The organism is Nostoc sp. UIC 10890 (assembly GCF_054786515.1).
In genome coordinates, this window is record NZ_JBSGKF010000005.1 from 73,781 (window position 1) to 95,578 (window position 21,798).

The 21,798-nt window shown below is 43.4% G+C and carries 23 protein-coding genes and 1 pseudogene; 12 read left to right on the plus strand and 12 right to left on the minus strand.

What is annotated here, in order from left to right; translation table 11 throughout:
* Nucleotides 1–6: 6 nt before the first annotated feature.
* Both ACWATR_RS33925 and ACWATR_RS33930 read right to left on the minus strand, forming a co-directional pair.
* Nucleotides 7–570 (minus strand): FeoB small GTPase domain-containing protein, encoded by a 564-nt coding sequence (locus ACWATR_RS33925; RefSeq protein ID WP_460342848.1) that lies wholly within the window; start codon nucleotides 568–570, stop codon nucleotides 7–9.
* A gap of 301 nt (nucleotides 571–871) precedes the next feature.
* Nucleotides 872–1,033 (minus strand): annotated as a pseudogene (locus ACWATR_RS33930) (magnesium-protoporphyrin IX monomethyl ester (oxidative) cyclase); the annotation flags it as partial.
* Between the two features lie 125 nt (nucleotides 1,034–1,158).
* Here ACWATR_RS33930 and hemF point away from each other — a divergent pair.
* Both hemF and ACWATR_RS33940 read left to right on the plus strand, forming a co-directional pair.
* Nucleotides 1,159–2,223 (plus strand): oxygen-dependent coproporphyrinogen oxidase, encoded by a 1,065-nt coding sequence (gene hemF, locus ACWATR_RS33935; RefSeq protein WP_460342851.1) that lies wholly within the window; start codon nucleotides 1,159–1,161, stop codon nucleotides 2,221–2,223.
* 28 nt (nucleotides 2,224–2,251) lie between these two features.
* Nucleotides 2,252–2,605, plus strand: a complete 354-nt coding sequence (locus ACWATR_RS33940) for a biliverdin-producing heme oxygenase (RefSeq protein ID WP_460342854.1) — start codon at nucleotides 2,252–2,254, stop codon at nucleotides 2,603–2,605.
* Nucleotides 2,606–2,891: 286 nt separating this feature from the next.
* On the opposite strand, the gene ACWATR_RS33945 is transcribed toward ACWATR_RS33940, so the two are convergent.
* Nucleotides 2,892–4,025 (minus strand): ISAs1 family transposase, encoded by a 1,134-nt coding sequence (locus tag ACWATR_RS33945; protein ID WP_460337061.1) that lies wholly within the window; start codon nucleotides 4,023–4,025, stop codon nucleotides 2,892–2,894.
* 362 nt (nucleotides 4,026–4,387) lie between these two features.
* On the opposite strand from ACWATR_RS33945, the gene ACWATR_RS33950 reads away from it, so the two are divergent.
* Nucleotides 4,388–5,467 carry an NAD(P)H-dependent flavin oxidoreductase gene (locus ACWATR_RS33950; RefSeq protein ID WP_460342857.1) on the plus strand — a complete coding sequence of 360 codons (1,080 nt, stop codon included), beginning with the start codon at nucleotides 4,388–4,390 and terminating at the stop codon, nucleotides 5,465–5,467.
* A gap of 245 nt (nucleotides 5,468–5,712) precedes the next feature.
* Here ACWATR_RS33950 and ACWATR_RS33955 read toward each other — a convergent pair whose 3' ends face one another.
* The gene (locus ACWATR_RS33955) at nucleotides 5,713–6,231 is read right to left on the minus strand and encodes a rhodanese-like domain-containing protein (RefSeq protein WP_460342860.1); all 519 of its coding nucleotides are present in this window, start codon (nucleotides 6,229–6,231) and stop codon (nucleotides 5,713–5,715) included.
* A gap of 327 nt (nucleotides 6,232–6,558) precedes the next feature.
* Here ACWATR_RS33955 and ACWATR_RS33960 point away from each other — a divergent pair, with 327 nt between their 5' ends.
* From ACWATR_RS33960 to cydB, 9 genes are all read left to right on the plus strand, one after another.
* Complete coding sequence (locus tag ACWATR_RS33960; RefSeq protein WP_460342863.1) at nucleotides 6,559–7,878, plus strand: NAD(P)/FAD-dependent oxidoreductase; 1,320 nt, start codon at nucleotides 6,559–6,561, stop codon at nucleotides 7,876–7,878.
* Nucleotides 7,879–7,926: 48 nt separating this feature from the next.
* Entirely contained in the window at nucleotides 7,927–8,229 is a 303-nt protein-coding gene (locus ACWATR_RS33965) for an ArsR/SmtB family transcription factor (protein WP_460342866.1), read from the plus strand.
* Nucleotides 8,230–8,249: 20 nt separating this feature from the next.
* On the plus strand, nucleotides 8,250–8,786 hold the full coding sequence (locus tag ACWATR_RS33970) for a DUF3122 domain-containing protein (protein WP_460342869.1): 537 nt from the start codon (nucleotides 8,250–8,252) through the stop codon (nucleotides 8,784–8,786).
* Between the two features lie 26 nt (nucleotides 8,787–8,812).
* Entirely contained in the window at nucleotides 8,813–9,208 is a 396-nt protein-coding gene (locus ACWATR_RS33975; RefSeq protein ID WP_460342872.1) for a hypothetical protein, read from the plus strand.
* Between the two features lie 4 nt (nucleotides 9,209–9,212).
* Nucleotides 9,213–10,046 carry a radical SAM protein gene (locus ACWATR_RS33980; protein ID WP_460342875.1) on the plus strand — a complete coding sequence of 278 codons (834 nt, stop codon included), beginning with the start codon at nucleotides 9,213–9,215 and terminating at the stop codon, nucleotides 10,044–10,046.
* 123 nt (nucleotides 10,047–10,169) lie between these two features.
* On the plus strand, nucleotides 10,170–11,540 hold the full coding sequence (locus tag ACWATR_RS33985; RefSeq protein WP_460342878.1) for an efflux RND transporter periplasmic adaptor subunit: 1,371 nt from the start codon (nucleotides 10,170–10,172) through the stop codon (nucleotides 11,538–11,540).
* Between the two features lie 15 nt (nucleotides 11,541–11,555).
* Nucleotides 11,556–14,882 (plus strand): efflux RND transporter permease subunit, encoded by a 3,327-nt coding sequence (locus ACWATR_RS33990; RefSeq protein ID WP_460342881.1) that lies wholly within the window; start codon nucleotides 11,556–11,558, stop codon nucleotides 14,880–14,882.
* A 92-nt stretch (nucleotides 14,883–14,974) separates the two neighbouring features.
* On the plus strand, nucleotides 14,975–16,417 hold the full coding sequence (locus tag ACWATR_RS33995; protein ID WP_460342884.1) for a cytochrome ubiquinol oxidase subunit I: 1,443 nt from the start codon (nucleotides 14,975–14,977) through the stop codon (nucleotides 16,415–16,417).
* Nucleotides 16,418–16,621: 204 nt separating this feature from the next.
* Nucleotides 16,622–17,635 carry a cytochrome d ubiquinol oxidase subunit II gene (gene cydB, locus ACWATR_RS34000; RefSeq protein ID WP_460342887.1) on the plus strand — a complete coding sequence of 338 codons (1,014 nt, stop codon included), beginning with the start codon at nucleotides 16,622–16,624 and terminating at the stop codon, nucleotides 17,633–17,635.
* Nucleotides 17,636–17,799: 164 nt separating this feature from the next.
* Here the strand turns inward: cydB and ACWATR_RS34005 are convergent, their stop codons facing one another.
* From ACWATR_RS34005 to ACWATR_RS34040, 8 genes are all read right to left on the minus strand, one after another.
* Nucleotides 17,800–18,498 carry a M48 family metallopeptidase gene (locus ACWATR_RS34005; protein ID WP_460342890.1) on the minus strand — a complete coding sequence of 233 codons (699 nt, stop codon included), beginning with the start codon at nucleotides 18,496–18,498 and terminating at the stop codon, nucleotides 17,800–17,802.
* Nucleotides 18,485–18,724, minus strand: a complete 240-nt coding sequence (locus tag ACWATR_RS34010; protein WP_109013123.1) for a hypothetical protein — start codon at nucleotides 18,722–18,724, stop codon at nucleotides 18,485–18,487. The genes ACWATR_RS34005 and ACWATR_RS34010 overlap by 14 nt, the downstream gene beginning before the upstream one ends.
* Nucleotides 18,725–18,736: 12 nt before the next feature.
* On the minus strand, nucleotides 18,737–19,222 hold the full coding sequence (locus ACWATR_RS34015) for a PIN domain-containing protein (protein ID WP_460342894.1): 486 nt from the start codon (nucleotides 19,220–19,222) through the stop codon (nucleotides 18,737–18,739).
* Complete coding sequence (locus tag ACWATR_RS34020; protein WP_460342897.1) at nucleotides 19,219–19,497, minus strand: UPF0175 family protein; 279 nt, start codon at nucleotides 19,495–19,497, stop codon at nucleotides 19,219–19,221. The genes ACWATR_RS34015 and ACWATR_RS34020 overlap by 4 nt, the downstream gene beginning before the upstream one ends.
* A 349-nt stretch (nucleotides 19,498–19,846) precedes the next feature.
* Nucleotides 19,847–20,473: a DUF488 family protein, N3 subclade gene (locus ACWATR_RS34025; RefSeq protein ID WP_460342900.1), complete on the minus strand. Its 627-nt coding sequence runs from the start codon at nucleotides 20,471–20,473 to the stop codon at nucleotides 19,847–19,849.
* 200 nt (nucleotides 20,474–20,673) lie between these two features.
* Nucleotides 20,674–21,105, minus strand: coding sequence for a DUF1392 family protein (locus ACWATR_RS34030; RefSeq protein WP_460342903.1), 432 nt, complete (start codon nucleotides 21,103–21,105; stop codon nucleotides 20,674–20,676).
* A gap of 39 nt (nucleotides 21,106–21,144) precedes the next feature.
* On the minus strand, nucleotides 21,145–21,411 hold the full coding sequence (locus ACWATR_RS34035) for a hypothetical protein (protein WP_460342906.1): 267 nt from the start codon (nucleotides 21,409–21,411) through the stop codon (nucleotides 21,145–21,147).
* A 6-nt stretch (nucleotides 21,412–21,417) separates the two neighbouring features.
* Nucleotides 21,418–21,783: a four helix bundle protein gene (locus ACWATR_RS34040; RefSeq protein ID WP_460342909.1), complete on the minus strand. Its 366-nt coding sequence runs from the start codon at nucleotides 21,781–21,783 to the stop codon at nucleotides 21,418–21,420.
* Nucleotides 21,784–21,798: the final 15 nt, after the last annotated feature.

Here is a 21,798-nt window from a genome sequence, read left to right on the forward strand (position 1 = left end):
AAATACTTACGCTGGGATCATGACTGGCTGCTTCGGCAAGAATGGAGTAATTCTGTGTCGTAATTCGTCTAAACCTTGATTTAAAGCTGCCGCCATGCAGACTACTGGAATCCCTAACTCCATCTCCAACGCATCTGGTTGTACATTTATTCCCCAACGACGCGCTTCATCCATGATGTTGACGGCAAGTAAAACAGGTAGTCCAGCCTCGATCAGTTGAAAGGTGAGGGGCAGCATTCGTCCCAAGTTCTTGGCATCTACTACATGAATCACGGCTGTGACTGGTTCTGTTAACAATAAATCTCTGGCAACTTTTTCTTCTTCGCTGATCGGCAGTAGTGAATACATTCCTGGTGTGTCAATTACCATCATGGTTTGTGTACCAATCTGCGCCACTCCCCGACTCACTTCAACAGTCGTACCTGGGTAATTGGACACTGTGACATAAATTCCGGTCAAAGCGTTAAACAATACACTTTTACCAACATTGGGCATTCCTACCAGAGCAATTGGGGGATTTGAGGAAACTTCCTTTGTTAAAAATTGCTGACTTTTGCGAAAGAATGGCAACTTGTATGCTTGTTTTTTACAGGATTGACTGTGGGATCTACATTTGTGACATTCCATAGGAATTTCAGTTCGAGCTTTACTGACAAGTATTTTTAACTAAAAATGTGAGGAACTTGTGAGGAAATATATGGGATTGCATAGTTGCGGGATGAATTAAGCTACCAAGAGTTCTGTTGTACTAATGATATTGTGTATTAATTCTGTCTGATAGGGCTAAGTACTTACGGTTGATGATTGAAGATGAGTGATCGTAATTCAAGTTATAATCTGCACAGCATTGCAGACGTGGGAAAAATTTGGGGTGTTCAGTATTCAGCTTAAACGCTTCATCACGAACAAAATGATGACGGTTGTAGTCTGTCCGTATTGCCTTTAACTCTGTCTCCTGTGCAGATAAATCCAGGTTGACAGCAGTTTCAAAATTCTGTGGTGTAAAATCGGGCGCTAACAAAAAAATAACTATATAGTTATTTAGCTAAAATAGATAATACATTAAGTTTTGAAACTTCTCTAGCCGAGTTATCTTCATCGCTATATAGTTATAAAACTAACCTAGTTGCACTAACTGAAAGTTTCAGAGGTTTTAAAATGGGTCGTTATTGGGATAATTCTCTGCAAGAATCTAGAAATCAGAAAACATTGCTGTCATCATCTATCAACACAATACCCCAGGATTCACGGGTGCGATCGCAGCAATTCATGCAGACCTTACAGGATGAAATTTGCACAGCCTTAGAGCAACTTGATGGAGAAGCACGCTTTCAACAAGACCACTGGGAGCGAGCAGAAGGCGGAGAAGGGCGTACCCGCGTGATTCGAGAAGGGCAGGTATTTGAACAGGGTGGCGTGAATTTTTCCGCAGTTTGGGGAAATAGCTTACCGCCAGCAATTTTGGCTCAACGGCCAGAAGCCGCCGGACATGAGTTTTTTGCCACAGGAACCTCAATGGTATTACATCCTCGTAATCCCTATGTACCAACAGTACATCTTAACTACCGCTACTTTGAGGCAGGCCCAATTTGGTGGTTTGGTGGTGGGGCTGATTTAACGCCATACTACCCCTTTGCAGAAGATGCAATTCACTTTCATCAGACTCTCAAAAATGCCTGTGATGTCCACCATCCAGAATATTACCCAGCCTTTAAACAGTGGTGTGATGAATACTTCTACTTAAAGCATCGCCAAGAACAACGGGGTATTGGCGGCATCTTCTTTGATTATCAGGATGCTAGTGGCAAGCTTTATGTTGGTTCTCAAACAGATAGTCCCGCAGCACTCTACAGTCAGCAAGTAGGAACGGTATCTCGGAACTGGGAAGATATCTTTGCCTTTGTGCAGTCTTGCGGTCAAGCATTTTTACCCGCCTATTTGCCCATTGTAGAACGACGGCAGGGAATAGAGTATGGCGATCGCCAACGTCAGTTTCAACTGTACCGTCGGGGTCGTTACGCAGAGTTTAATTTAGTGTATGACCGGGGAACGGTTTTTGGTCTGCAAACCAATGGGAGAACAGAATCCATACTAATGTCTCTACCACCTCTAGCACGCTGGGAATATTGCTATGAGCCAGAACCAGGTACACCCGAAGCACGACTCACCGAACTTTTTCTCCAGCCTCATGATTGGACAAATGTGGCTTTTATCAAAAAATAACAACATTTTTAGCAACAAGGTATTCATCATGAGCAGCCATTTAGATGTTCGCTTGCGAGAAGGCACGAAACATTCTCACACAATAATCCATGAATTTGAACAGATTCCTACCCCAGAAGCTAAACGAGAATTTAAAGAGCAGTACCGTCAAGCATTGAATTTTCTACCTCTAGATGAGGCAATGATTCAGAAGATTGTAGACGAGGCCAACTATGCCTTTACTCTGAATAGAAATGTAATTTCTGAACTGGAAACAGATGTGAAGGCTATTATTGGGGAGTATGTCTTTGATTTGATTAGTCGCCAAGATCGCTTTGGTAGTACAGAACGTACTCCTGAAAGTGCTACGACAGAGATGAGCGCACCGGAGTATAGTATTTAGTCTTGGGGAAAGAAGATAAGGAACCTAGCGGGTAGGGGAAACGCACCTTATTTACTAATAAAATTTAAGAGAGATTTCAAAATGACATAGATAATTGCAAAAATCGATAAGGTTATGAATAAAATAAATGAATTGTCTCGAAAAAGTATGATTTAGCTTATCTGATGCTAAATAATTATTTATTGATACTAAAATAACTCAAGATTCGAGTTTATAAAGCTATGTTCATCTAGAGGAAAAGTAAAACTCTTCCTAAATATTCAAATTTAATTTCTGATATATGAGTTTATGCTAATGCTAAAACTCTTGCTAAATAATTGTTATCTAGCCCAGCGAGAAACTGTTTATTTTTTATTCCACGTTTGACACGCTTCTCTTGACCTAAAAGATTGACTGCAATATGTCTAAGAATTGCAAAATTCTGTGGAGCATTATTTTTTCTAATCCGACAGTCATCTTCTCTTAAAGCAACATCTAATATCCAATGTAGTGAGTTCTCAATTCCCCAATGACTGCGAATAGAATTACCAAATTGTTTAGCATTTGATTCAAGGCTACTGATAAAATAATGGGTTTCAACCGTTGTTTCACCATTTAACGAACGAACGGATTCTACCATTCCAACACTATTAAAGTTTGACCAAACTGAATTTGGGTTAAGCCGAGACTGGATTTGAGATAACATCACATAATGGCGGATTTCACGACGACCATGCCCTATTTCATCTGTTTTATATGTGCTATGTTCAATCCCCTCAAAACCTGTAACTATTCCTGAATGGAAGAGTTCTTCAACCTCATCATAAAGATTTCCTTGATTCTTTTTTAACGTAATTACATAATCTGCATTTGACTGCGTAATTAACTTCACAATTTCTTTTTGGCAACCCATTGCATCGATTGTCACAATACATCCAGATATATCTAATACTTTTAACAACTCTGGGATTGCTGTAATTTCATTCGATTTTTCATCTACTTTCACTTGTCCTAACACTAATCTATTTGTAGTTGCCCATGCACTCACTATTTGGATTGCACTTTGCTCACTACTTTCATTATAGGAACCACGTAATGTTTTACCATCAATTGCAATTACTTCTCCTGAAGTTATCTGATGTATTGATTTCATCCAATCTACAAAACAGGACTGAAATTGTTGAGGATTTATTCGTGCGAATACTCGCGCAAAAGTATCGTGTGACGGAATGCCATTCGGGAGTTCTAAAAATCTTTTTAACCAGTCATACTTCGCACAACCATAAGTCTCGATTCCCACCCATCCATCTGCCCCACAAATCACCGCGCATACGGCAATGGTCATGATATCGATTAACTTGTGTCGTTTAGTACGATCTATGCGTGGATCTTCTATTACACCAAAATGGTCAGCAATCGTAATTTTGGGTTTAAGCTTCATTCAACTATAATCTGGTTCTTGTTGTTTAATGCAAACAATGAATTTACTACAAAAACGAACCTATATTGCTTGGCAGCCGACGGCTGCCACAAATTCACGCCTCTACAACGATTATCATTCTTATTCAGCTTTATACCTAATTATCTGAAAGTCCTGTGTGGTCTAGTGTTGGGGAAGTTAATCTTGATTATCTATCTTTAATATTTAGATGCGTTCGCCCTAACCTAGCGGGTGGATTTATCCCCCGCTAAGACAACCGCTAGAATAGCCGTCAATAAATTGGCTGCGAGTGTCAAAATGTGTCTTGGATAATTCTGAGCGCCAAAAATCAGTATTTATAGTTAATAACTTAAAAATCAAATATGACAACACTTCCACCGCTACTTATTGGTAAACATATTGCCCGATACCCAATTATTCAAGGAGGAATGGGAATCAGAATTTCTGGCGCGAATCTGGCTGGGGCTGTGGCTAATGCAGGTGGTATTGGTATTGTATCCGCCGTAGGATTAGGACTCAATTCTCCTTATTTTGCGTTTAAACAACGAAAAAATCAGCTATTTGAAGCAAATCGTTTGGCGTTAATTGATGAACTTCAGAAAGCTCGTCAAATCAGTCCAAATGGAGTGATTGGGATTAACTCAATGGTGGTAGCGCGAGATAATGAAACTCTGGTACGTACAGCCGTGGAACATGGTGTTAATTTAGTGGTTTCTGGTGCTGGCTTACCATTGCATCTACCAGAATATACAGAGAGCTATCCAGATGTGGCACTAGTGCCAATTGTTTCCAGTACCCGCGCTGCTAAGGTGATTTGCCGAAAGTGGGAACGTCATTATGGACGTTTACCTGATGCCTTTGTGGTGGAGAACCCGAATACAGCAGGGGGTCATTTGGGTGCAAAATACCAAGATTTAGGTAATGTTGCCTTAAATGCGGAGCAAGTAATTCCAGAATTGGTAGAATATCTGCGTTCGGAAGTGGGAAAAGATATTCCAGTGATTGCAGCAGGTGGAGTTTGGAACCGTGCTGATATTGATCGGATGTTGGCTTTGGGGGCTATTGGCGTACAAATGGGGACTCGCTTTATTACCACCGATGAATGTGATGCAGATATTAATTATAAAGAGTTTCATCTTCATGCCAGTCCCGAAGATGTGGTAATTGTACCTTCTCCTGTGGGAATGCCGGGAAGGGCATTAAAAAATAGTTTTGTGAAAAAAGCGATCGCTCATTCTCCAGATTTAGAAAAACGCTGTATCGCTAACTGTTTAGAGGTTTGCCAATGCCGAGATCATCAAGAAACCTATTGTATTGTTCAAGCATTAGATAAAGCCGCCCGTGGTGATGTGGAAAACGGTCTAATTTTTGCCGGCAGTAATGCTGGACGTGCCGAATGTATTATGTCTGTTGCAGAATTAATTGGGGAACTTGTTAGCTAAGTAGGTAGGCGTAATTAAATATAAGATCAAAACCGAATGGCACTAAGTTAAGCGCAAAGCCATGATATAGCTGGCTTTTGGGTGTGGGGTGTAGGGTATGGGGTGTGGGGAATAAGAAGATGTTGAACTTCTTGACACAACTAAAATTTAATGGTCGGTCTTAAAAACTACACTCTACACCCTACACCCTGCCCCGTCCAGGTTTCAGCTTTTCTTAGTGCCATTCGATCTAGATTTGCCTCTCTTCAATTGGCGATCGTCTCCCCTGAAGCCTTCCAACCTGCAAAGCTAGGTGGAAAACCCTGGACATTATCGTAATTAAGCAGATGCAACGTCATCACCCCCATAGAAGAACGATAGCCAGTAGAACAGTACATCACTACAGGGCGATTGCTGGGAATTTTACTTAAATTACGAGCTAGCGTTCGGAGCGGGATATTGGTTGCACCAGGGATATGACCAGACCGATACTCTGATGGCTCTCGCACATCAACCAATAAGGGCTGACGGTTTGCCATCAAACTTTTTAAGTCTTCAACCTTAGCGATCGTGTAATATCCCGATGGTAGTGACATGAGATACTGATCTATGGCTGATTTCAATTTCGGAAATCCTTTCTGATCTGACAGAATATCGGTTTCAGCCATTGAGTCTGATGAAGTGGAAATTTCCGATGCCATCAAGTTTTGTTGAATGCTTAAAAAGAGACAGAACGACAAAACAATTCCGAGCAGTAGAGTTTGGATTGACTTTTTAAACTTCATAAATTTCTCCTAAAATGGCTAGCACTTGCAAGTGTTTTAACTTAGTGTGATCGCAATACTTTTCGGGTTTTGGAGGAAAGGTAAAAGGGTTTGAATTTACCTTTCCCCAGACCAAAAGAGAGATTATTGGGTTTATCCGAAAAGTATTGACTGCGATCGCCTGGTAAATTTGGAAATATTTCAATTTGTCAACAATATTACTATATAGTAATATAATCGTGTTAGTTTAAATTCAAACCCCGTCTAAAACTCTTTTGCATAAAGATGGGAGTGAAAAGGCATTGGTTAAAAACTCAACTTAAAAAATTACCTTTAGGAGTCGTTATTATGGCTCGCGTTGTTGTCATTGGTGCTGGACTGGGAGGATTGCCTGCTGCTTATGAACTAAGGCATATATTGCCGCGTGAACATCAGATTATACTCATTTCTAATCAACCAAAGTTTACATTTGTTCCTTCGTTACCTTGGGTTGGATTGGGGTTAAAATCCCTCGATCGCATTCAATTAGATTTAGCTAAGATTGTTCCTCAGCATGGTATTGAGTTTATTCATGCTGCTGTCACCGCCATTGATCCGAAGTCTCATCAGATAACGATGAGCAATCAAACACTGGACTACGACTATGCCGTTATTGCCACGGGGCCAGAACTGGCGTTGGATGCCCTACCGGGATTAGGGCCAGAAGGTGGTTATACCCAGTCAGTTTGTAATCCGCACCATGCTGTGTTGGCAGGTGTTGCGTGGGAGAAATTTTTAGACGATCCAGGCCCGGTTGTGGTGGGTGCAGCACCAGGAGCAAGTTGTTTTGGCCCCGCCTATGAATTTGCCTTGTTGATCCATCACGTTTTGAAGCAGAAGGGATTGCGAAATTGCTCTTCAACGTCAAAGCGATCGCAAATACCGATTACCTTCATTACCTCAGAACCCTACGCCGGACATCTGGGCATTGGCGGTATGGCTAACTCCCGGTGGCTAATCCGCAAATTCATGGCAGATCGAGAAATTGAGCTAATGGAAAATACTGCCATTTCCCATTTTGAACCTGACGCGGTTTATCTGGCTGATGGGCGGAAGATTCCAGCTAAGTACATAATGGTATTGCCGCCGTTTCGCGGGCCACGCTTCCTGCGTGAAGCACCGGGGTTAACCGATGCCAAGGGTTTTATACCCGTATTGCCAACTTATCGTCACCCTGACTTTGAGTCGATTTATGCTGTAGGGGTGATCACCCAACTAAAACCAGTAGAGCAAACCCCCATCCCTACGGGCGCTCCCAAGGTAGGGCTGATGTCCGAAGAAATGGCGCTTGCTGTTGCTCATAATATTGCCCTGGAATTAGGGGTTATTTCTGGATATCAGATCAGACCCACTCTACAGGCTATTTGCTTCGCGGATTTTGGCGATACTGGAGCGCTGTTTTTAGCCGATCCACTATTACCAGATGAGGCAGGACATCGCCACCGGGCGTTAACCTATAACGGCATCTGGGTATCTTGGATGAAAGCAGGATTTGAGAAATATTTTTTGACGAAATTGCGCCTGGGCTGGACGATTCCCTGGTTTGAGCGTTGGGCCTTTCGGGCAATCGGTCTGCCTCTGGTGGAACCGATTGTTCCCAACCCAGAACTGATTCAGGTAAAAGGATAAAGATTATCAATCGCCGCCATCACAACTCACTGGAGTAAAGCAAGTGATATGGAAATTGTCTTCAACTCTGGCGAACTGGAGGTACTCGCAAGCCGATTTAAGATCCTGGCAGAACCAACCCGACTGCAAATTCTAGCAGCCCTATGCAATCAAGAACGCAGTGTACAGGAAATCTGCAATTACACAGGGTTACTTCAGGGCAATGTCTCCAAACATTTGCGATTGATGAAAGATGCTGGCGTGGTGGCGTGTCGTCGAGAAGGGGTATGGCGCTATTACCGAGTAATTGATACTGAGTTATTGGCACTTTGTTCTTATCGGCAACAGTTACGCAACCATTTGAAGGAGTGAGTAATTAGAGAGGAAACATTATGGGATGTCGTATCCGCAAAATTTTTTCCGGGTTGCTGTTGTTGGGGACACTCGTACTAGATGTTCTCCTGGGTTTGGGAATGCTGAATCTTCCCAGTGCAGCAGCAGCCATCCGACAACTAGAAGAAGCACCGGGGCAAATCGTCTATCAGTCTCGCCAAACGCTCAAAGATCAGCATGGCAATGGCTGGCAGTCTATAGCGTTCAAACGTATTCGTCCCAATGGGGAAACCAGTTTTGAGTTGCGATTGGTGGGATTTCCCGGAGGGGTTGAAATTGACCGTTCCCAACCCCTGACTTTAACCAATTCATTGGGTAAAACCCTAACCGCAACTGATGTTTCTAGCAACATCTTTACCGAAGCCGCCAAAGCTGAACCCAATGTTGGGCAATACAACCTTCAGCCGACACTACCACATTTACAGGCAGAGATTCCCCTAACGTTAACATTGCCAACGTTCAAGGGTGAAGCCATTAGACTATCTGTTCCAACATCGTTAGTTCAGGAATGGCAAACCGTTTCTAGTTACGAATAATCTTCCAAATTAAGTAGGAGAAAAAAATGGCAGACTTATTTTCAGCGGAATGGATGCAGGCTTTTGGTAAACAGTGGAACGCAGAACCTGAGCTAGCTGATGCCCTTGCCAAAATTCATTTTAATTCCGCGATCGCTTATGGTTTTGTGGATGATCCCAACCCGATGGGCGTTCTAATCGTTCAAGAAGGACGGGTGGTTTCTGCCGGCAGCTATGACGGACAAAAACTTAACTGGGATTTACGTGCCGATGGCGATCACTGGCAACAGTGGAAAACCAAAGGGTTGAACATGATGGGATTGAGCATGGCGTACATAAGTAAAAAATTGCAATTTCGGGTGGGAGATTACACTGCCATGATTCAAGATCCTCGGATGGCAAAACCATTTATCAAATCGTTCTCAGTCATCACAAGAGTATAACTTCATGAATAATCAGATATCACAACAGCAGTTAAATTCCATTGTTGCCCCATTAATCCCATTCAAGGCAGTTTATGGCCCAGTTCAGTCTTGGCGATTTGGGCGATCGCTAGGGATTGATCCAATTGGTTCAGTATCTACCTGTTCATTTAACTGTGTATATTGTCAATTGGGAAAAATTGAGCATCAAAGCCTTCATCGCCGGATCTTTGTCCCTACCCAACAAATTCATCAAGAATTGCAATCCTTTACGCCATCTGATATCGATTGTGTCACGTTAAGCGGTAGCGGAGAACCTACACTGGCATTAAATTTAGCAGAGATTTTAATAACTGCTAAAGCCTTTACAAACAAGACTATAGCGGTATTGACAAATGGAAGTTTGCTTCTTAATGCGTCGGTTAGAGAAGCATTGGTGATCGCCGATCTGGTCGCTGTCAAATTTGATGCTGTCGGTATTCGACAGTTTCATCTCGTCAACCGATCGCTATCTGATCTCGACTTCATGCACATTTGGGCAGGGACATTAGAATTTCGCCGGATGTATACCGGACGATTAGCTATTCAAACCATGCTACTAACCGAATGGAATGATCGAGAACAAGAAGCATACATTTCTCTGATGCAGACGTTATGCCCAGATGAAATTCAGCTAAATACGCCAACCCGTCCTAAACCTCTAACCCATACTTTGGAGGCAAGAGGTAATCATCTCCCGGAAAACTCTGATTTAGGGCGATCGCTCAAATATGTTTCAGTGGATTTATTACAGAGTTTTGCTAATCGGATTCAAAGCACACTAGGGATTCCAGTGCGTTATCCACAAGTTACGGAATAACGATAACGAACCACAGAGGCGCAGAGGACGCAGAGAGAAAGAGAGAAAGATTTTAAAACTTAGGTTGGCTTGACACAGTACTAGTACCCTATTTATGACTTCTAAGAAGCAAGACTTAATTCTATGACTCACACGACTTCAGATGAATCGCAGGGTAAAACAATTGATGGATTAACTGAGCAAAAACAGTCTCCCTCACCAAGGCTTTTTCCTAAGAGGTGGGGACTGTTACTGGGAGGTGCATTGCTGCTGGCAGGAGGGACTTGGGGCATTCTGCAATTGACTCGCTCTGCTCATTCACCAGAAGCCATCTTAGTACCGGCGATGCCTGCGGCGGGCGGAGCCATCGCAGTTGAAACCCTAACTATTCGTTCCCAAGTGATCGTCAATACTTTGGAACTTTCTGGTTCAATTCGTCCTGTTGATCAGGCAACCCTGTCAACACGGGTGATGGGAAGGATTACCAAGTTGTCGCTAGAATCAGGCGATCGCTTCCGTAAAGGCCAAGTCTTGGCTCAGATTGATGTCACAGATATGACTGCCCAAACCAATCAGGCGAAGTCTGGGGTTATTCAAGCCCAGTCTGTTGTGATGCAACATCAAGCAGAATTATCGCGCTCTCAAGCAATGCTGAATCAGTTTGAGGCGCAAAAAATCGAGACGCAAGCGGCGCTACAGTTAGCAACTATCGATCAGAGGCGGATGGCAACTCTCCGAGCAGATGGCGCTGTTTCCCAAGAGCAACTGGATCGGGCAAACACTGTCCTAACCCAGGCAAAATCTAAGGTTGCTCAGATTAACGCCGGGATTCGCCAAGCACAAGCGGCAATTAGTCAATCTAATGCAGCGATCGCTCAGTTCCGTTCTGCCGTCAAACAGGCAGAATCTGGTGTCACCTCCGCAGATATCAATGAAAGCTACGGAACGGTCATTGCCCCCTTTAATGGAGTTGTGATTCAAAAGTTGGCTTATGAAGGGGAAATGGCAACTCCGGGAACGCCATTGCTAAAAGTGGAAAATCCAGACAAACTTCAGCTAGAGATTGCTGTACCGGAAGAGAAGTTGCGTTTCGTGCGTGTCGGTCAGTCAGTCAAAGTACGGTTTGATGCCGTCAATCAAACTCTCAATACTACCATTCAACAAATTGTTCCAGCCGCAGACCCAAAATCTCGCAGTTTCTTGGTCAAAATCCCTCTAAGTAATTCTGGCAGGTTAATTTCTGGGATGTTTGGGCGAATTACTTTGCCTTTAGGTGAAAAACAGCAAACAATGCTCATCCCTGCTGATGTCATGATGCAACGGGGGCAATTACAAGGGGTTTATGTGGTGGAAAAAAGCGGCTCTCAACCGATCGCTGTTTTACGTTGGGTAAAAGTCGGGAAAGTACAAAATAGACAGGTAGAAATTGTTGCCGGATTGATGAGTGGCGATCGCATCATTACCAACAAAATTAATCAACTCAGCGATGGACAAGCGATCGCAATTGAGCAATAGGGAGTGGAGAAAATTATGCAGAACGAATCGAATGGTCATCAATCCCCATCTCCCCATCCCCACAAATTGGGATTCGTTGGTAAGTTAGCTAAGAAATTCATCGACTCCAAATTGACACCGTTAATCATCTTGGTGGCGTTACTGTTGGGGATTGGCGCAACCCTGCTTCTACCAAGGGAAGAGGAACCACAAATTACCGTCCCGATGGCAGATGTATTTGTGCAAATGCCGGGAGCATCGGCGAAGGATGTCGAGCAGCGTGTCACTGCACCGATGGAGAAGTTGATTAAAGAATTGCCGGGAGTGGAATATGTTTACTCGACTTCCAAACCCGGCTCATCTCTAGTAATTGTGCGATTTTTAGTTGGTCAAAATACAGAAGATTCTATTGTTCAGCTTTATAACAAACTCTACGCTAACTTTGACAAGATTCCCCCCGGTGTTTCCCAACCTTTGATTAAGTCACGAGCGATTAATGATGTACCTATTCTTGCTTTATCTTTATGGGGAGAACAGACTACTGGCGCAGAATTACGGCAAATTGCGGCGCAATTAGACGAACAAATTAAGCAAATTCCCGATGTTTCTGAAACTACAATTATTGGTGGACAGAAGCGACAACTTAGAGTAAAACTAGATCCCACCCGACTAAATGGATTTGGATTAACACCATTAGAAATTTCCCAGGCATTGCAGTCTCAGAATGCTGAACTTGCTAGTGGTGCTTTAAGTCAAAATAATCAATCGTTTCTAGTCAGAACTCAAAGTTTTATTCGGTCGGCTGAAGATGCCAAAGGACTTGTAGTTGCTGTTGCAAATAATCAACCTGTTTATTTGCGAGATGTGGCGATCGTTACGGATGGTTCAGAAGAACCTGCCAGCTATGTATTTTTTGGACAAGGAAGTAAGCGAGGGGAGGAGCAGAAAAGCCAAAATGCTAGTGAAACCGAAGCGGTGACGATCGCGATCGCTAAACGGGCTGGAGCTAATGCCATTCAGGTGTCTCATCGAGTTCTCCACAAACTGGAGCAAATTAAGCATAATTATATTCCTCATAATGTCCATTTGACAGTTACTCGTGACTATGGCGAAACAGCCGCAGAACGTTCTAATGAACTTCTGTTTCACATGCTGATCGCTGTCGTTTCTGTGACGCTGCTGATGTGGTTTGTGATGGGCAAAAAAGAGGCAATGGTGGTGGCTGTCTCGATTCCAGTCACATTATCACTGACTCTCGCCAGCTTTGTTTTTTATGGATTCACACTCAATCGGGTAACATTCTTTGCCTTAATCTTCTCCATTGGGATTTTAGTAGATGACGCGATCGTAGTTGTCGAAAATGTCGGTCGTCATCTGGAATTACCAGAAAATAAAACCCGCTTACAAATTTCTACAAATCGCCGCCGCACCCTGAAACAGATTGTCTTAGAAGCAGTGGATGAAGTTGGTAATCCCACAATTTTGGCAACTGTGGCAGTAATTGCGGCAATCTTACCAATGGCGTTCGTTGGCGGCTTGATGGGGCCTTATATGCGCCCAATTCCTCTGGGTGCTTCGGCGGCGATGATCTTCTCAGCCTTGGTAGCATTTATTGTAGTTCCCTGGACAACAATGCGGGTATTCACTGGCGCTAGTCAGGCTGCTCATGGTCATGGGGAAGATGCTTTAAGTAAATTGTATCGCCGCTTTATGTATCCTCTGGTGCATTATCCGCGTCGGGGAACGGCTTTTTTGGTGGCAACTGCGATCGCTTTAATCCTAATTGTGGGCGGGTTGGCAGGATTTCGTTTAGTCATCCTCAAGATGCTACCCTTTGACAACAAGAGCGAGTTACAGGTGGTGGTAAATATGCCTGAAGGCACGACGCTAGAGCAGACTGCCAGAGCGACGAGAGAAATGGGACAATATCTTGCCACCATCCCCGAAGTTGTTAACTATCAAAGTTATGTCGGTACAGCTTCACCTTATAACTTCAATGGTTTAGTACGGCATTACTTTTTGCGATCGGGTACAAATGTTGCTGATATTCAGGTGAACTTTTTGCCGAAGGGCGATCGCAAACGTCAGAGCCATGATATTGCTAAATCAATTCGTCCCAAACTGAAGGAAATTAGCGATCGCTACAATGCTCGGATTCAAATTGCCGAAATTCCGCCCGGCCCCCCGGTGCTGCAAACGCTGGTTACAGAAGTCTATGGCCCCGATTACAAAGGTCAAATTGACCTCGCCAAGCAAATTTTTCAATTATATCAGTCAACTGATGGTGTTGTTGATGTGGACTGGTATGTGGAAACTCCGCAAACTGATTATAGATTAGTAATTGATCGTGAGAAAGCTACACTTAACGGTATTAGTCCCACTCAAATTTCCCAAGTTTTGCAAATGGCAATTTCTGGTGAAAATGTTGGGCTTTTACATGATGAAAATGCCCGTGAGGATGTGGCGATTAATCTGCGCTTCAGTCAGGCGAGCCGCACTAGCTTAGAGGATCTCAAATCCCTTAATCTTAAGGACGCAAACGGTAATTTGGTATTTCTGAGTTCCTTAGTGAAAACAGAAACTGCGATCGCTGATACTAGCATTTACCACAAAAACTTACAGCCTGTTGTCTATGTTCTGGGTGACGTGTCTGGCAAAGTCGAGAGTTCCGTTTATGCCATGCTCAACCTGCAACCAAAAATCGATAAACTGATTCCTGCAACAGGTGCAAAAATTCAGACTTACTTGACTGAACAACCCCCAACCACTGAAACCTACTCGATTAAGTGGGATGGTGAATGGCAAGTTACTTATGAAGTCTTCCGTGACTTGGGCATTGCCTTTGCAGTGGTGCTTGTACTGATTTATGCGCTGGTGGTGGGTTGGTTCCAATCATTTACAACCCCATTAGCAATTATGGCAGCCATTCCCTTTTCCCTAATCGGAATTATGCCCGCCCACTGGTTAATGGGATCATTCTTTACAGCTACGTCGATGATTGGCTTTATTGCTGGAGCCGGAATTGTGGTGCGGAACTCCATCATTCTGGTAGATTTCATCGAGTTACGCTTAAAAGAAGGAATGCCTTTAGAAGAAGCCGTAATCGATGCGGGAGCCGTCCGCTTCCGGCCGATGCTGCTAACTGCCGCCGCCGTAGTTGTGGGATCGGCAATTATTCTCGCTGACCCGATCTTTCAAGGGCTAGCGATCTCCCTGATGGCGGGTGAAGTTGCATCCTTGTTACTGTCGCGATCGGCTGTGCCAATTCTTTACTATAAACTCTGGCGTAAACGCAAAGGAATTCAAAAAGATTTCAATGCCCCAACGGATCAACCTACTGTCGAGATAATTACTAATTCGTAAATCCCTCTATGATATTTAAGAAACTTTGAATTTAAAGCTACATTTGCCAGTTTACTAGTGGTCAAGATTTAAACGAATTCAGAGGTTAGTTCATGGATTTTCTATCGGATACCGTTGCCCTATCGCGGATGCAGTTTGCACTGACGGCGATCTTTCACATGCTATGGCCTGTTCTCACTACTGGGATGGGGATTTATCTAGTCATAGTCGAAGGAATGTGGCTCAAAACACGCAATCCCGATTACTATCACCATGCTCGTTTCTGGGCAAAATTATATGTGCTGAACTTCGGCATTGGTGTAGCATCTGGCTTACCGATGGAGTTTCAATTTGGTACGAATTGGGCACCGTTTTCTGAAGCAGTAGGTGACTTTTTTGGCAGCATTTTGGGCTTTGAGGCTTCGATGGCATTCATGCTGGAAGCCGGATTTTTGGGTATTATGCTGTTTGGTTGGGAACGAGTAAACCCAGTGATTCACTATTTTGCCACGATCATGGTTGCCTTTGGCGCAAACTTATCTACCTTCTGGATTTTAGCGGCAAACTCTTGGTTACAAACCCCGGCAGGTGGAGAAATGGTGGACGGGAAATTTGTTGTCGATGATTACTTTCAGGCAATCTTAAATCCCTTCATGCTCAACAGCGTGTCGCATATGTTTTTGGGGACGCTGGAAACTTCGCTGTTTGTGATTGGGGGAATTAGCGCTTGGTATATTCTCAACAATCGTCATCAGGCTTTCTTTGCGCGATCGCTTAAAATTGTCTTAGCAACTGCGATCGCTGTCACCCCATTACAAATCTACGTCGGACACCTCAGCGCCGAGCAAGTAGCTGATTATCAACCTACCAAACTCGCGGCAATGGAAGCGAAGTGGGAAACTAGTCCAGCAGGACAACCTGCGCCTTGGAGTGTGGTGGCATTACCCAATAATAAGACTGAGCAAAATGATTGGGAAATCTCAATTCCCAACGGCTTAGGCTACATTTTGGAATTCAAACAGAACCTCTCTAAACCCGTTCTCGGACTGAAACATTGGAAACCTGAAGATCGCCCCCGGATGGTAGGTTTGATTTATTATGCCTTCCGTATTATGAGCGGTATTGGTTTCTTCTTGGCTGGATTGATGGGTATCAGTGTGATTCAATGGTTGCGGGGCAAACTTTCACCAGAAGCGATCGCCGGGCAGAAATGGCTACTGCGAATCTGGATTCTGGCGGCTCCACTGGGCTACATTGCCGTCGAATCGGGCTGGATTGTGCGTTGTGTTGGGCGGCAACCCTGGATCGTTTATGGGCAAATTCGCACGGTAGACGGAGCCTCCCACTTACCTGCTAGTGAGGTCTTAACATCTTTGGTGATTTTTGCTGGAATTTATACAACCCTGTTTATTTGTGCTTTATTCTTTGGTAGTCGGATAATTCGTCAAGGCCCCAATCTGGAGCTTCCGGTTCCAGGTATTGACACCCAACCTGGTGTAGAAACTACTCCGGCTAAATTTGTCCCAGATCAACGTCCTATCGAAGCAGAGCAATGAAGAGTGTTGAGTTCCGAGTTCTGAGTTCCGTTAGCAGTAGCGGGGCTTTAGCCGGTACTTTTTCTTCCCTACGGGACGCTACGCGAACACGCAGAACTCAATACTTAACACTCAATACTTAACACTCAATACTTAACACTCAATACTTAACACTCAATACTTAACACTCAATACTCAATACTCAGCACTGACTAAGGTAACTATATGGAGAATCTAGAACACTTTTTAGCCCAGGTCTGGTTTGTTATCTTGGCTCTGTTTTTATTTCTCTACGTCATGTTAGACGGGTTTGATCTAGGCGTAGGAATCCTATCGCTAACAAGTTCCAATGACGACCGACGCGACATTTTAATGACGAGTTTGGGTAATATTTGGGATGCCAATGAAACCTGGTTGGTGTTGATGGGGGGTGCGTTGTTTGGGGCATTTCCTCTTGCTTATGGCACAATTCTGAATGCGCTCTATATTCCCATTTTTGGGATGATCTTTGGCTTGATTTTTCGGGCTGTGGCCTTTGAGTTTCGAGAACATTCTACGAACAAAGTATTTTGGAATGTGGGGTTTGGAGTTGGTAGTTTTATGGCGGCGCTGTTTCAAGGATTTGCCTTGGGCAGCATTCTGGAAGGCATTAAGGTGGATGAAGCGGGTCACTTTATCGGCACCATGTGGGATTGGCTCGATTGGCGATCGCTCTTAGTTGCCTTGACATTAATCCAAGGTTATGTATTGATTGGCTCCACCTATCTCATCTTAAAAACTGAGGGAGAACTGCAAACGTCCCATTACCGCACAGCAAAACTCGCTGCTTGGACAACGCTATTAGGTGCAATTTTAATCACGATCGCCACCCCTGTTGTATATGAAAATGCCAGGGCAAAGTTATTTCATCAGCCAGAAGTGTATCTATTTGCAGTCATTCCAGTGTTAGGTGTGCTGCTGATTTGGTTATTGATTCAAAGCCTGAACCGCAAAGCAGAAACTACTCCCCTCGTTTGGACAGTGCTGCTTTTTCTACTTACCTTTGTGGGGTTAGGATTAGTTGTTTTTCCCTATATTATTCCCCCAAGTATCACCATTTATCAGGCAGCCGCAGCACCTAGTGCATTAGTCTTCATGATTATCTTCATTGGATTTCTTATTCCCATTATGTTGTTTTACAACATCTACAATTACATTGTGTTTCGAGGGAAAGTAGCAGGCACACATTATGGACAATAGGACTTCACTAAAGCAACAGGGATCGTGAGTTGTCAAACCAGACGCTACTTATTTAGGATTGACTCGGCTCAAAAATAGTGTGCAAAGCTACCCTTCTACAACTAGAAAAATTATCCATGTAGATATGGATGCCTTCTACGCATCGGTGGAACAGAGAGACAACCCTAGCTACCGAGGTAAACCGTTAAACGTAGTTCAATGCGAGTATTGAGGTAATCTTTGCAAGTTTGCCAGTCTGGAATGATGGTTTCTAAGAGTTTGTAAAAGCTTGGGGAATGATTATGAATACGAATATGGCACAGTTCGTGGATAATTACATAGTCAATGCAATCTTTTGGGGCGCTGACCAGCAAGGGGTTGAGTATTATCTTACCTTCCTTGGTACAGCTTCCCCAGCGTTTATGCATGGTGCGTAGCTCAAACCCTCGCTCATGTTGAATTCCGTATTGGGCTACTAGCCGGATGCAATGCTGGTAACGTTCCAAATATATCTGTTGTGCGCGTTCTCTGTACCAGCGCTTGACTAAATTCTCTACCTGCTTGCTGTTTTCTCTTTGATGAGTGCTGACTTCTAATTTACCGTGCCAAAGTCGCACAGTTTCCTGATTACTTTCAATTACTTTTAAGCGGTATTGTCTGCCCAGATAGCGATACCCCTCTCCAGAAACATATTCCTGGGCGGTTAATGTAGGGGCGTATTGGGCAAATTGCCGTTGCTGCTTGGTTATCCATCTTCCACGGTTACTAACTCTAGTCTGGATAGCTTCTAGGGGTGAATTATGGGGGGCTTTAACTACAACGCTACTGTCTGGATGGACTTCAATGCCCAGAGTTTTGCGATTGCTGTATTCAAGCGCAAACAAAATTGACTTCACTGAAAGCGTGAGTTTGTCCCCGGTGTTGAATTTGATTTAGTTTGCGAAGTTGGGTTGTGAGGATTTCTTCTAGAACAATCTTAGAACGTTTTCCCCCACGTTTGGCTAGGGCTGACTGTGGTGTGAGATATTCATAGCCCATGTTTTGCAGAAGAGTAAGGGCTGGAAGTTGGGAGATGATATTTTCTAGCCAGTCACTTGGGGATAGGTTCATTGTCAGATTGTTTTAAATTTCTCTTGCTGTAATTAGAGCATAATCATAAATTTTTGGGCTGATTCTTGTTCCTTTACTCATTAAATCATCTAAAATATTCTTGACATTATCAATCAATCCTTGCTCTTTTGCTAAAATAATCACTCCAACTAAACCAATAATTGGCAAGCCTCTACTAATAGCAACTTTTCTCCCAGCTTTTTCATCAATTAAAAGTTGATCTGCTTTTAATTCTTCTGCCAAAATAATTGCCGAACATTCTCCTAAATCTAAGTCTGTTTCTAATTGTAGTTGTTCAATGAGTTGGTTATTACTTATAGAACGAACTTCTAGCCATAAGGCTGATTTTACAGCTAAAACTGCGGGATGATTCCCCGTTGTTAATTCTGTATAGACTTGTTGAGGAATTATTACTCTACCAAAAACAGCCGAAAGTAAATCTAATTTACCAATTTTAGAAAGTTCACTTAATGGGGTTGTATCTGAGACAACAATCATAGATTATTGCCTTGTAATTTCATTTTCGCCTGATTAACTTCTTGCTGAAATTCGTCTAAAGTCATACTATCGTCAAATAGAGATATCTCATGTTTAGACATTAAATCTATTACCTCTAATCGAGGAATTCCTAGTAATTCACTAGCTTTACCACTGCTAATTTCTCCATGTTTAAGTAGAGTCATCACATAAGCTTCTTTGGCTTTAGTTTCTGCTTCTTCTCTGATGGCATTATTAACAGAATGAACAGGAATGGTAAATTCTACTTTAGTCATAATTTCAGAATGTTTTCTTTGTAATGTTTCATTTTCAACAGGGGTGATATTATATAAAATATCATTTTTCTATCGGTTAAAGTTGAGTTCTTCGGCGATTCCAACTAAGGGAGATTGACGGAAAAACTCTACGAGTGTGGTGGGTTGTTCTGGGTGGGTGTTCTGTGTAGTCAGGCTTTAACTGTTGGTTATTTCCTCGATGGCGCTGACCTTCTCAATATTACTTGGGATAAGCATACAAACTGGAACGGCGTGAGAGAATTAGATAAAGCACGAAACGTACCGTCAGCCTTATTTTCCCAACTAAACCCAACCGTCCACCCCCTCGCCCCCAAAAGACACTCCACCATCAGCCTGACCACACTGCCGCCAACCCCGGCAGCAACCGCCCCCGATAGAACTCCTGCTGTAACCCCGACAAAACCACCAGCACCCCAAGTTCAGACCAATCGCCCAAATCCTTGCTATGCAGAGATACCCGATAGTAGCCGCAAGCTAGGCGATCGCACTTCACAGGATAACCCAGTGCGTGACATTTCTCGATCAGCGACGATACCAAAGGTGGATATGTAGTAGGGTGGTTTGTCTTGCCTTGCATAAGGGTTAATTGTAGCTGGTCAGCCCCAACTTCCCCGCCCCAAAGCTCTTGCAGTATCTCCTCCCCGACTTGATATCGATGACAGAAATCCCCAGTCTTTTCAAAGCAGCATAGGGTTATATCTTGCGGATTTTCTTTCTGTTTTCTCACCCACAATTGAATTAGTTGCTGACGATAATCCAGAGTCTTCCTGAACTCCCTGGTGTATTCTTCCTGTGCGGCAGTATCCTGGGCTGATGCCTTCCACCAGTTCAGCAGTTCGGGAGTTGGCGCGAACAGTGGCAGGTGTTTGCCTTTCCAATTTTTGGGAGGGTACAGCGAGATTGAGATGGCCTCGCCTCGGATTTCGCCACGGTAGTATGAGGTGTAGATTGTCATACTCGCATCCTCTCTAAGTCATAGTCAGTCACCCGTGCGATGGGCGAAGTCTCGCCAAGGGCGATCGCATCTCTGAAAGTAAAAAGCTCATCAAACCAATTCGCAACTCGCAATTCGCAATTCGCAATTGCAGAGGAAATTATAAATTAAGCCGTTGGGGTGCAAAGCTAACATGCTAATCTTTGATTAAGTGACAAGTTTCAGTTATCAGTAATTTTAATTGCGAATTGCGAATTGGTAATTGCGAATTGTTTTGGCATCCATTCGATGCAGTAGAACCAGGAATCGCAAATCAGTTGGATGCCTTGGACAATCCTTGCTGGTGGCCCGTCGCCATGAAATCGGAACTCGACTAATTCACCCAGTTCAAACACAGGCTTTTCTTTGGTAACTAATTGTAAGTTACCTGTACCAATGATTTCACGTCCTAAAACAGTTAGATTATCGTTGCCAGAGACAATCTCATAATTCCAGCCTTTAGCTGACCACTCTACACCGCAACAGTAACCGAAAGATTTGGTGGTAGTGACGTAGACTTTCTCCAACAGGGAAACTTCTAAGGGAGGAATCTCTTTACCCCAAGGTGGTGAAACATACCAGCAAGTTTCTAAAGTTTGGACAAGGTTAATCATGCTTATGCCTCCTGACAGGACAATAGATGCCACAAATAATCAATCCGTTTCCAAGCGATCACCTACGGTGGGCGCTTGCGCCATCGCAGCTTGCCTTGGAGAACAACTCAAACCATAAGCGCGACGGGCATCATAATTACCCTTGATTCCCTTGGCTACTCCAATGGGAACCCCAGAAGCCACCTCACGAATGCCGGGTTGATAGCTTCGGTCTTCATGAGAGAGCCGTACTTGCGTAATCTGATTTCTAATTTGGTTTGCCCAGGGGGTCAAACCAATTCGCAATTCGCAATTCGCAATTCGCAATTAATTTCATTGCTTGATTTTCTCTTTAACTTTTCGAGTAGATGCAACTAAGATTTTTCCAATTTCTCTAGTTTCTTGAAGTAAGGATTCAAACTTGTTTTTATCAACCAATTCTGCCTCGATTAATATTTCTAACCAATATTCAGTCTCTCTTTCTTCTTTAAGCGCAATTTCTAATTTGCTCAGAAAATCTTTATCAGATTGGGCAGATTGAGCTTCTTTAACGTTTGCACCTATAGAAGTACCACTTCGGAGTAACTGTTTTGATAATGTTCGACAAACTCCGGGTTTTTCATCTAAAAAAGTACAAGCTTTAACTATTCTTATTGCCAAAGCTTTCGTTCTATCAGCAATACTAAGTTGTTGATTCATCTATTTTACTCCTAG

What these genes read in the sequence shown, in the direction of transcription:
- ACWATR_RS33950 (WP_460342857.1), top strand. Translation starts at nt 4,388, where the DNA reads ATGACAACACTTCCACCGCTACTTATTGGTAAACATATTGCCCGATAC.
- ACWATR_RS33985 (WP_460342878.1), top strand. Translation starts at nt 10,170, where the DNA reads ATGACTCACACGACTTCAGATGAATCGCAGGGTAAAACAATTGATGGA.
- ACWATR_RS33965 (WP_460342866.1), top strand. Translation starts at nt 7,927, where the DNA reads ATGGAAATTGTCTTCAACTCTGGCGAACTGGAGGTACTCGCAAGCCGA.
- ACWATR_RS33940 (WP_460342854.1), top strand. Translation starts at nt 2,252, where the DNA reads ATGAGCAGCCATTTAGATGTTCGCTTGCGAGAAGGCACGAAACATTCT.
- hemF (WP_460342851.1), top strand. Translation starts at nt 1,159, where the DNA reads ATGGGTCGTTATTGGGATAATTCTCTGCAAGAATCTAGAAATCAGAAA.
- ACWATR_RS33945 (WP_460337061.1), bottom strand. Translation starts at nt 4,025, where the DNA reads ATGAAGCTTAAACCCAAAATTACGATTGCTGACCATTTTGGTGTAATA.
- ACWATR_RS34020 (WP_460342897.1), bottom strand. Translation starts at nt 19,497, where the DNA reads ATGACTAAAGTAGAATTTACCATTCCTGTTCATTCTGTTAATAATGCC.
- ACWATR_RS33990 (WP_460342881.1), top strand. Translation starts at nt 11,556, where the DNA reads ATGCAGAACGAATCGAATGGTCATCAATCCCCATCTCCCCATCCCCAC.
- ACWATR_RS33975 (WP_460342872.1), top strand. Translation starts at nt 8,813, where the DNA reads ATGGCAGACTTATTTTCAGCGGAATGGATGCAGGCTTTTGGTAAACAG.
- ACWATR_RS34015 (WP_460342894.1), bottom strand. Translation starts at nt 19,222, where the DNA reads ATGATTGTTGTCTCAGATACAACCCCATTAAGTGAACTTTCTAAAATT.
- ACWATR_RS33995 (WP_460342884.1), top strand. Translation starts at nt 14,975, where the DNA reads ATGGATTTTCTATCGGATACCGTTGCCCTATCGCGGATGCAGTTTGCA.
- ACWATR_RS34010 (WP_109013123.1), bottom strand. Translation starts at nt 18,724, where the DNA reads ATGAACCTATCCCCAAGTGACTGGCTAGAAAATATCATCTCCCAACTT.
- ACWATR_RS33980 (WP_460342875.1), top strand. Translation starts at nt 9,213, where the DNA reads ATGAATAATCAGATATCACAACAGCAGTTAAATTCCATTGTTGCCCCA.
- ACWATR_RS33960 (WP_460342863.1), top strand. Translation starts at nt 6,559, where the DNA reads ATGGCTCGCGTTGTTGTCATTGGTGCTGGACTGGGAGGATTGCCTGCT.
- ACWATR_RS33970 (WP_460342869.1), top strand. Translation starts at nt 8,250, where the DNA reads ATGGGATGTCGTATCCGCAAAATTTTTTCCGGGTTGCTGTTGTTGGGG.
- ACWATR_RS34025 (WP_460342900.1), bottom strand. Translation starts at nt 20,473, where the DNA reads ATGACAATCTACACCTCATACTACCGTGGCGAAATCCGAGGCGAGGCC.
- ACWATR_RS34040 (WP_460342909.1), bottom strand. Translation starts at nt 21,783, where the DNA reads ATGAATCAACAACTTAGTATTGCTGATAGAACGAAAGCTTTGGCAATA.
- ACWATR_RS33955 (WP_460342860.1), bottom strand. Translation starts at nt 6,231, where the DNA reads ATGAAGTTTAAAAAGTCAATCCAAACTCTACTGCTCGGAATTGTTTTG.
- ACWATR_RS34030 (WP_460342903.1), bottom strand. Translation starts at nt 21,105, where the DNA reads ATGATTAACCTTGTCCAAACTTTAGAAACTTGCTGGTATGTTTCACCA.
- cydB (WP_460342887.1), top strand. Translation starts at nt 16,622, where the DNA reads ATGGAGAATCTAGAACACTTTTTAGCCCAGGTCTGGTTTGTTATCTTG.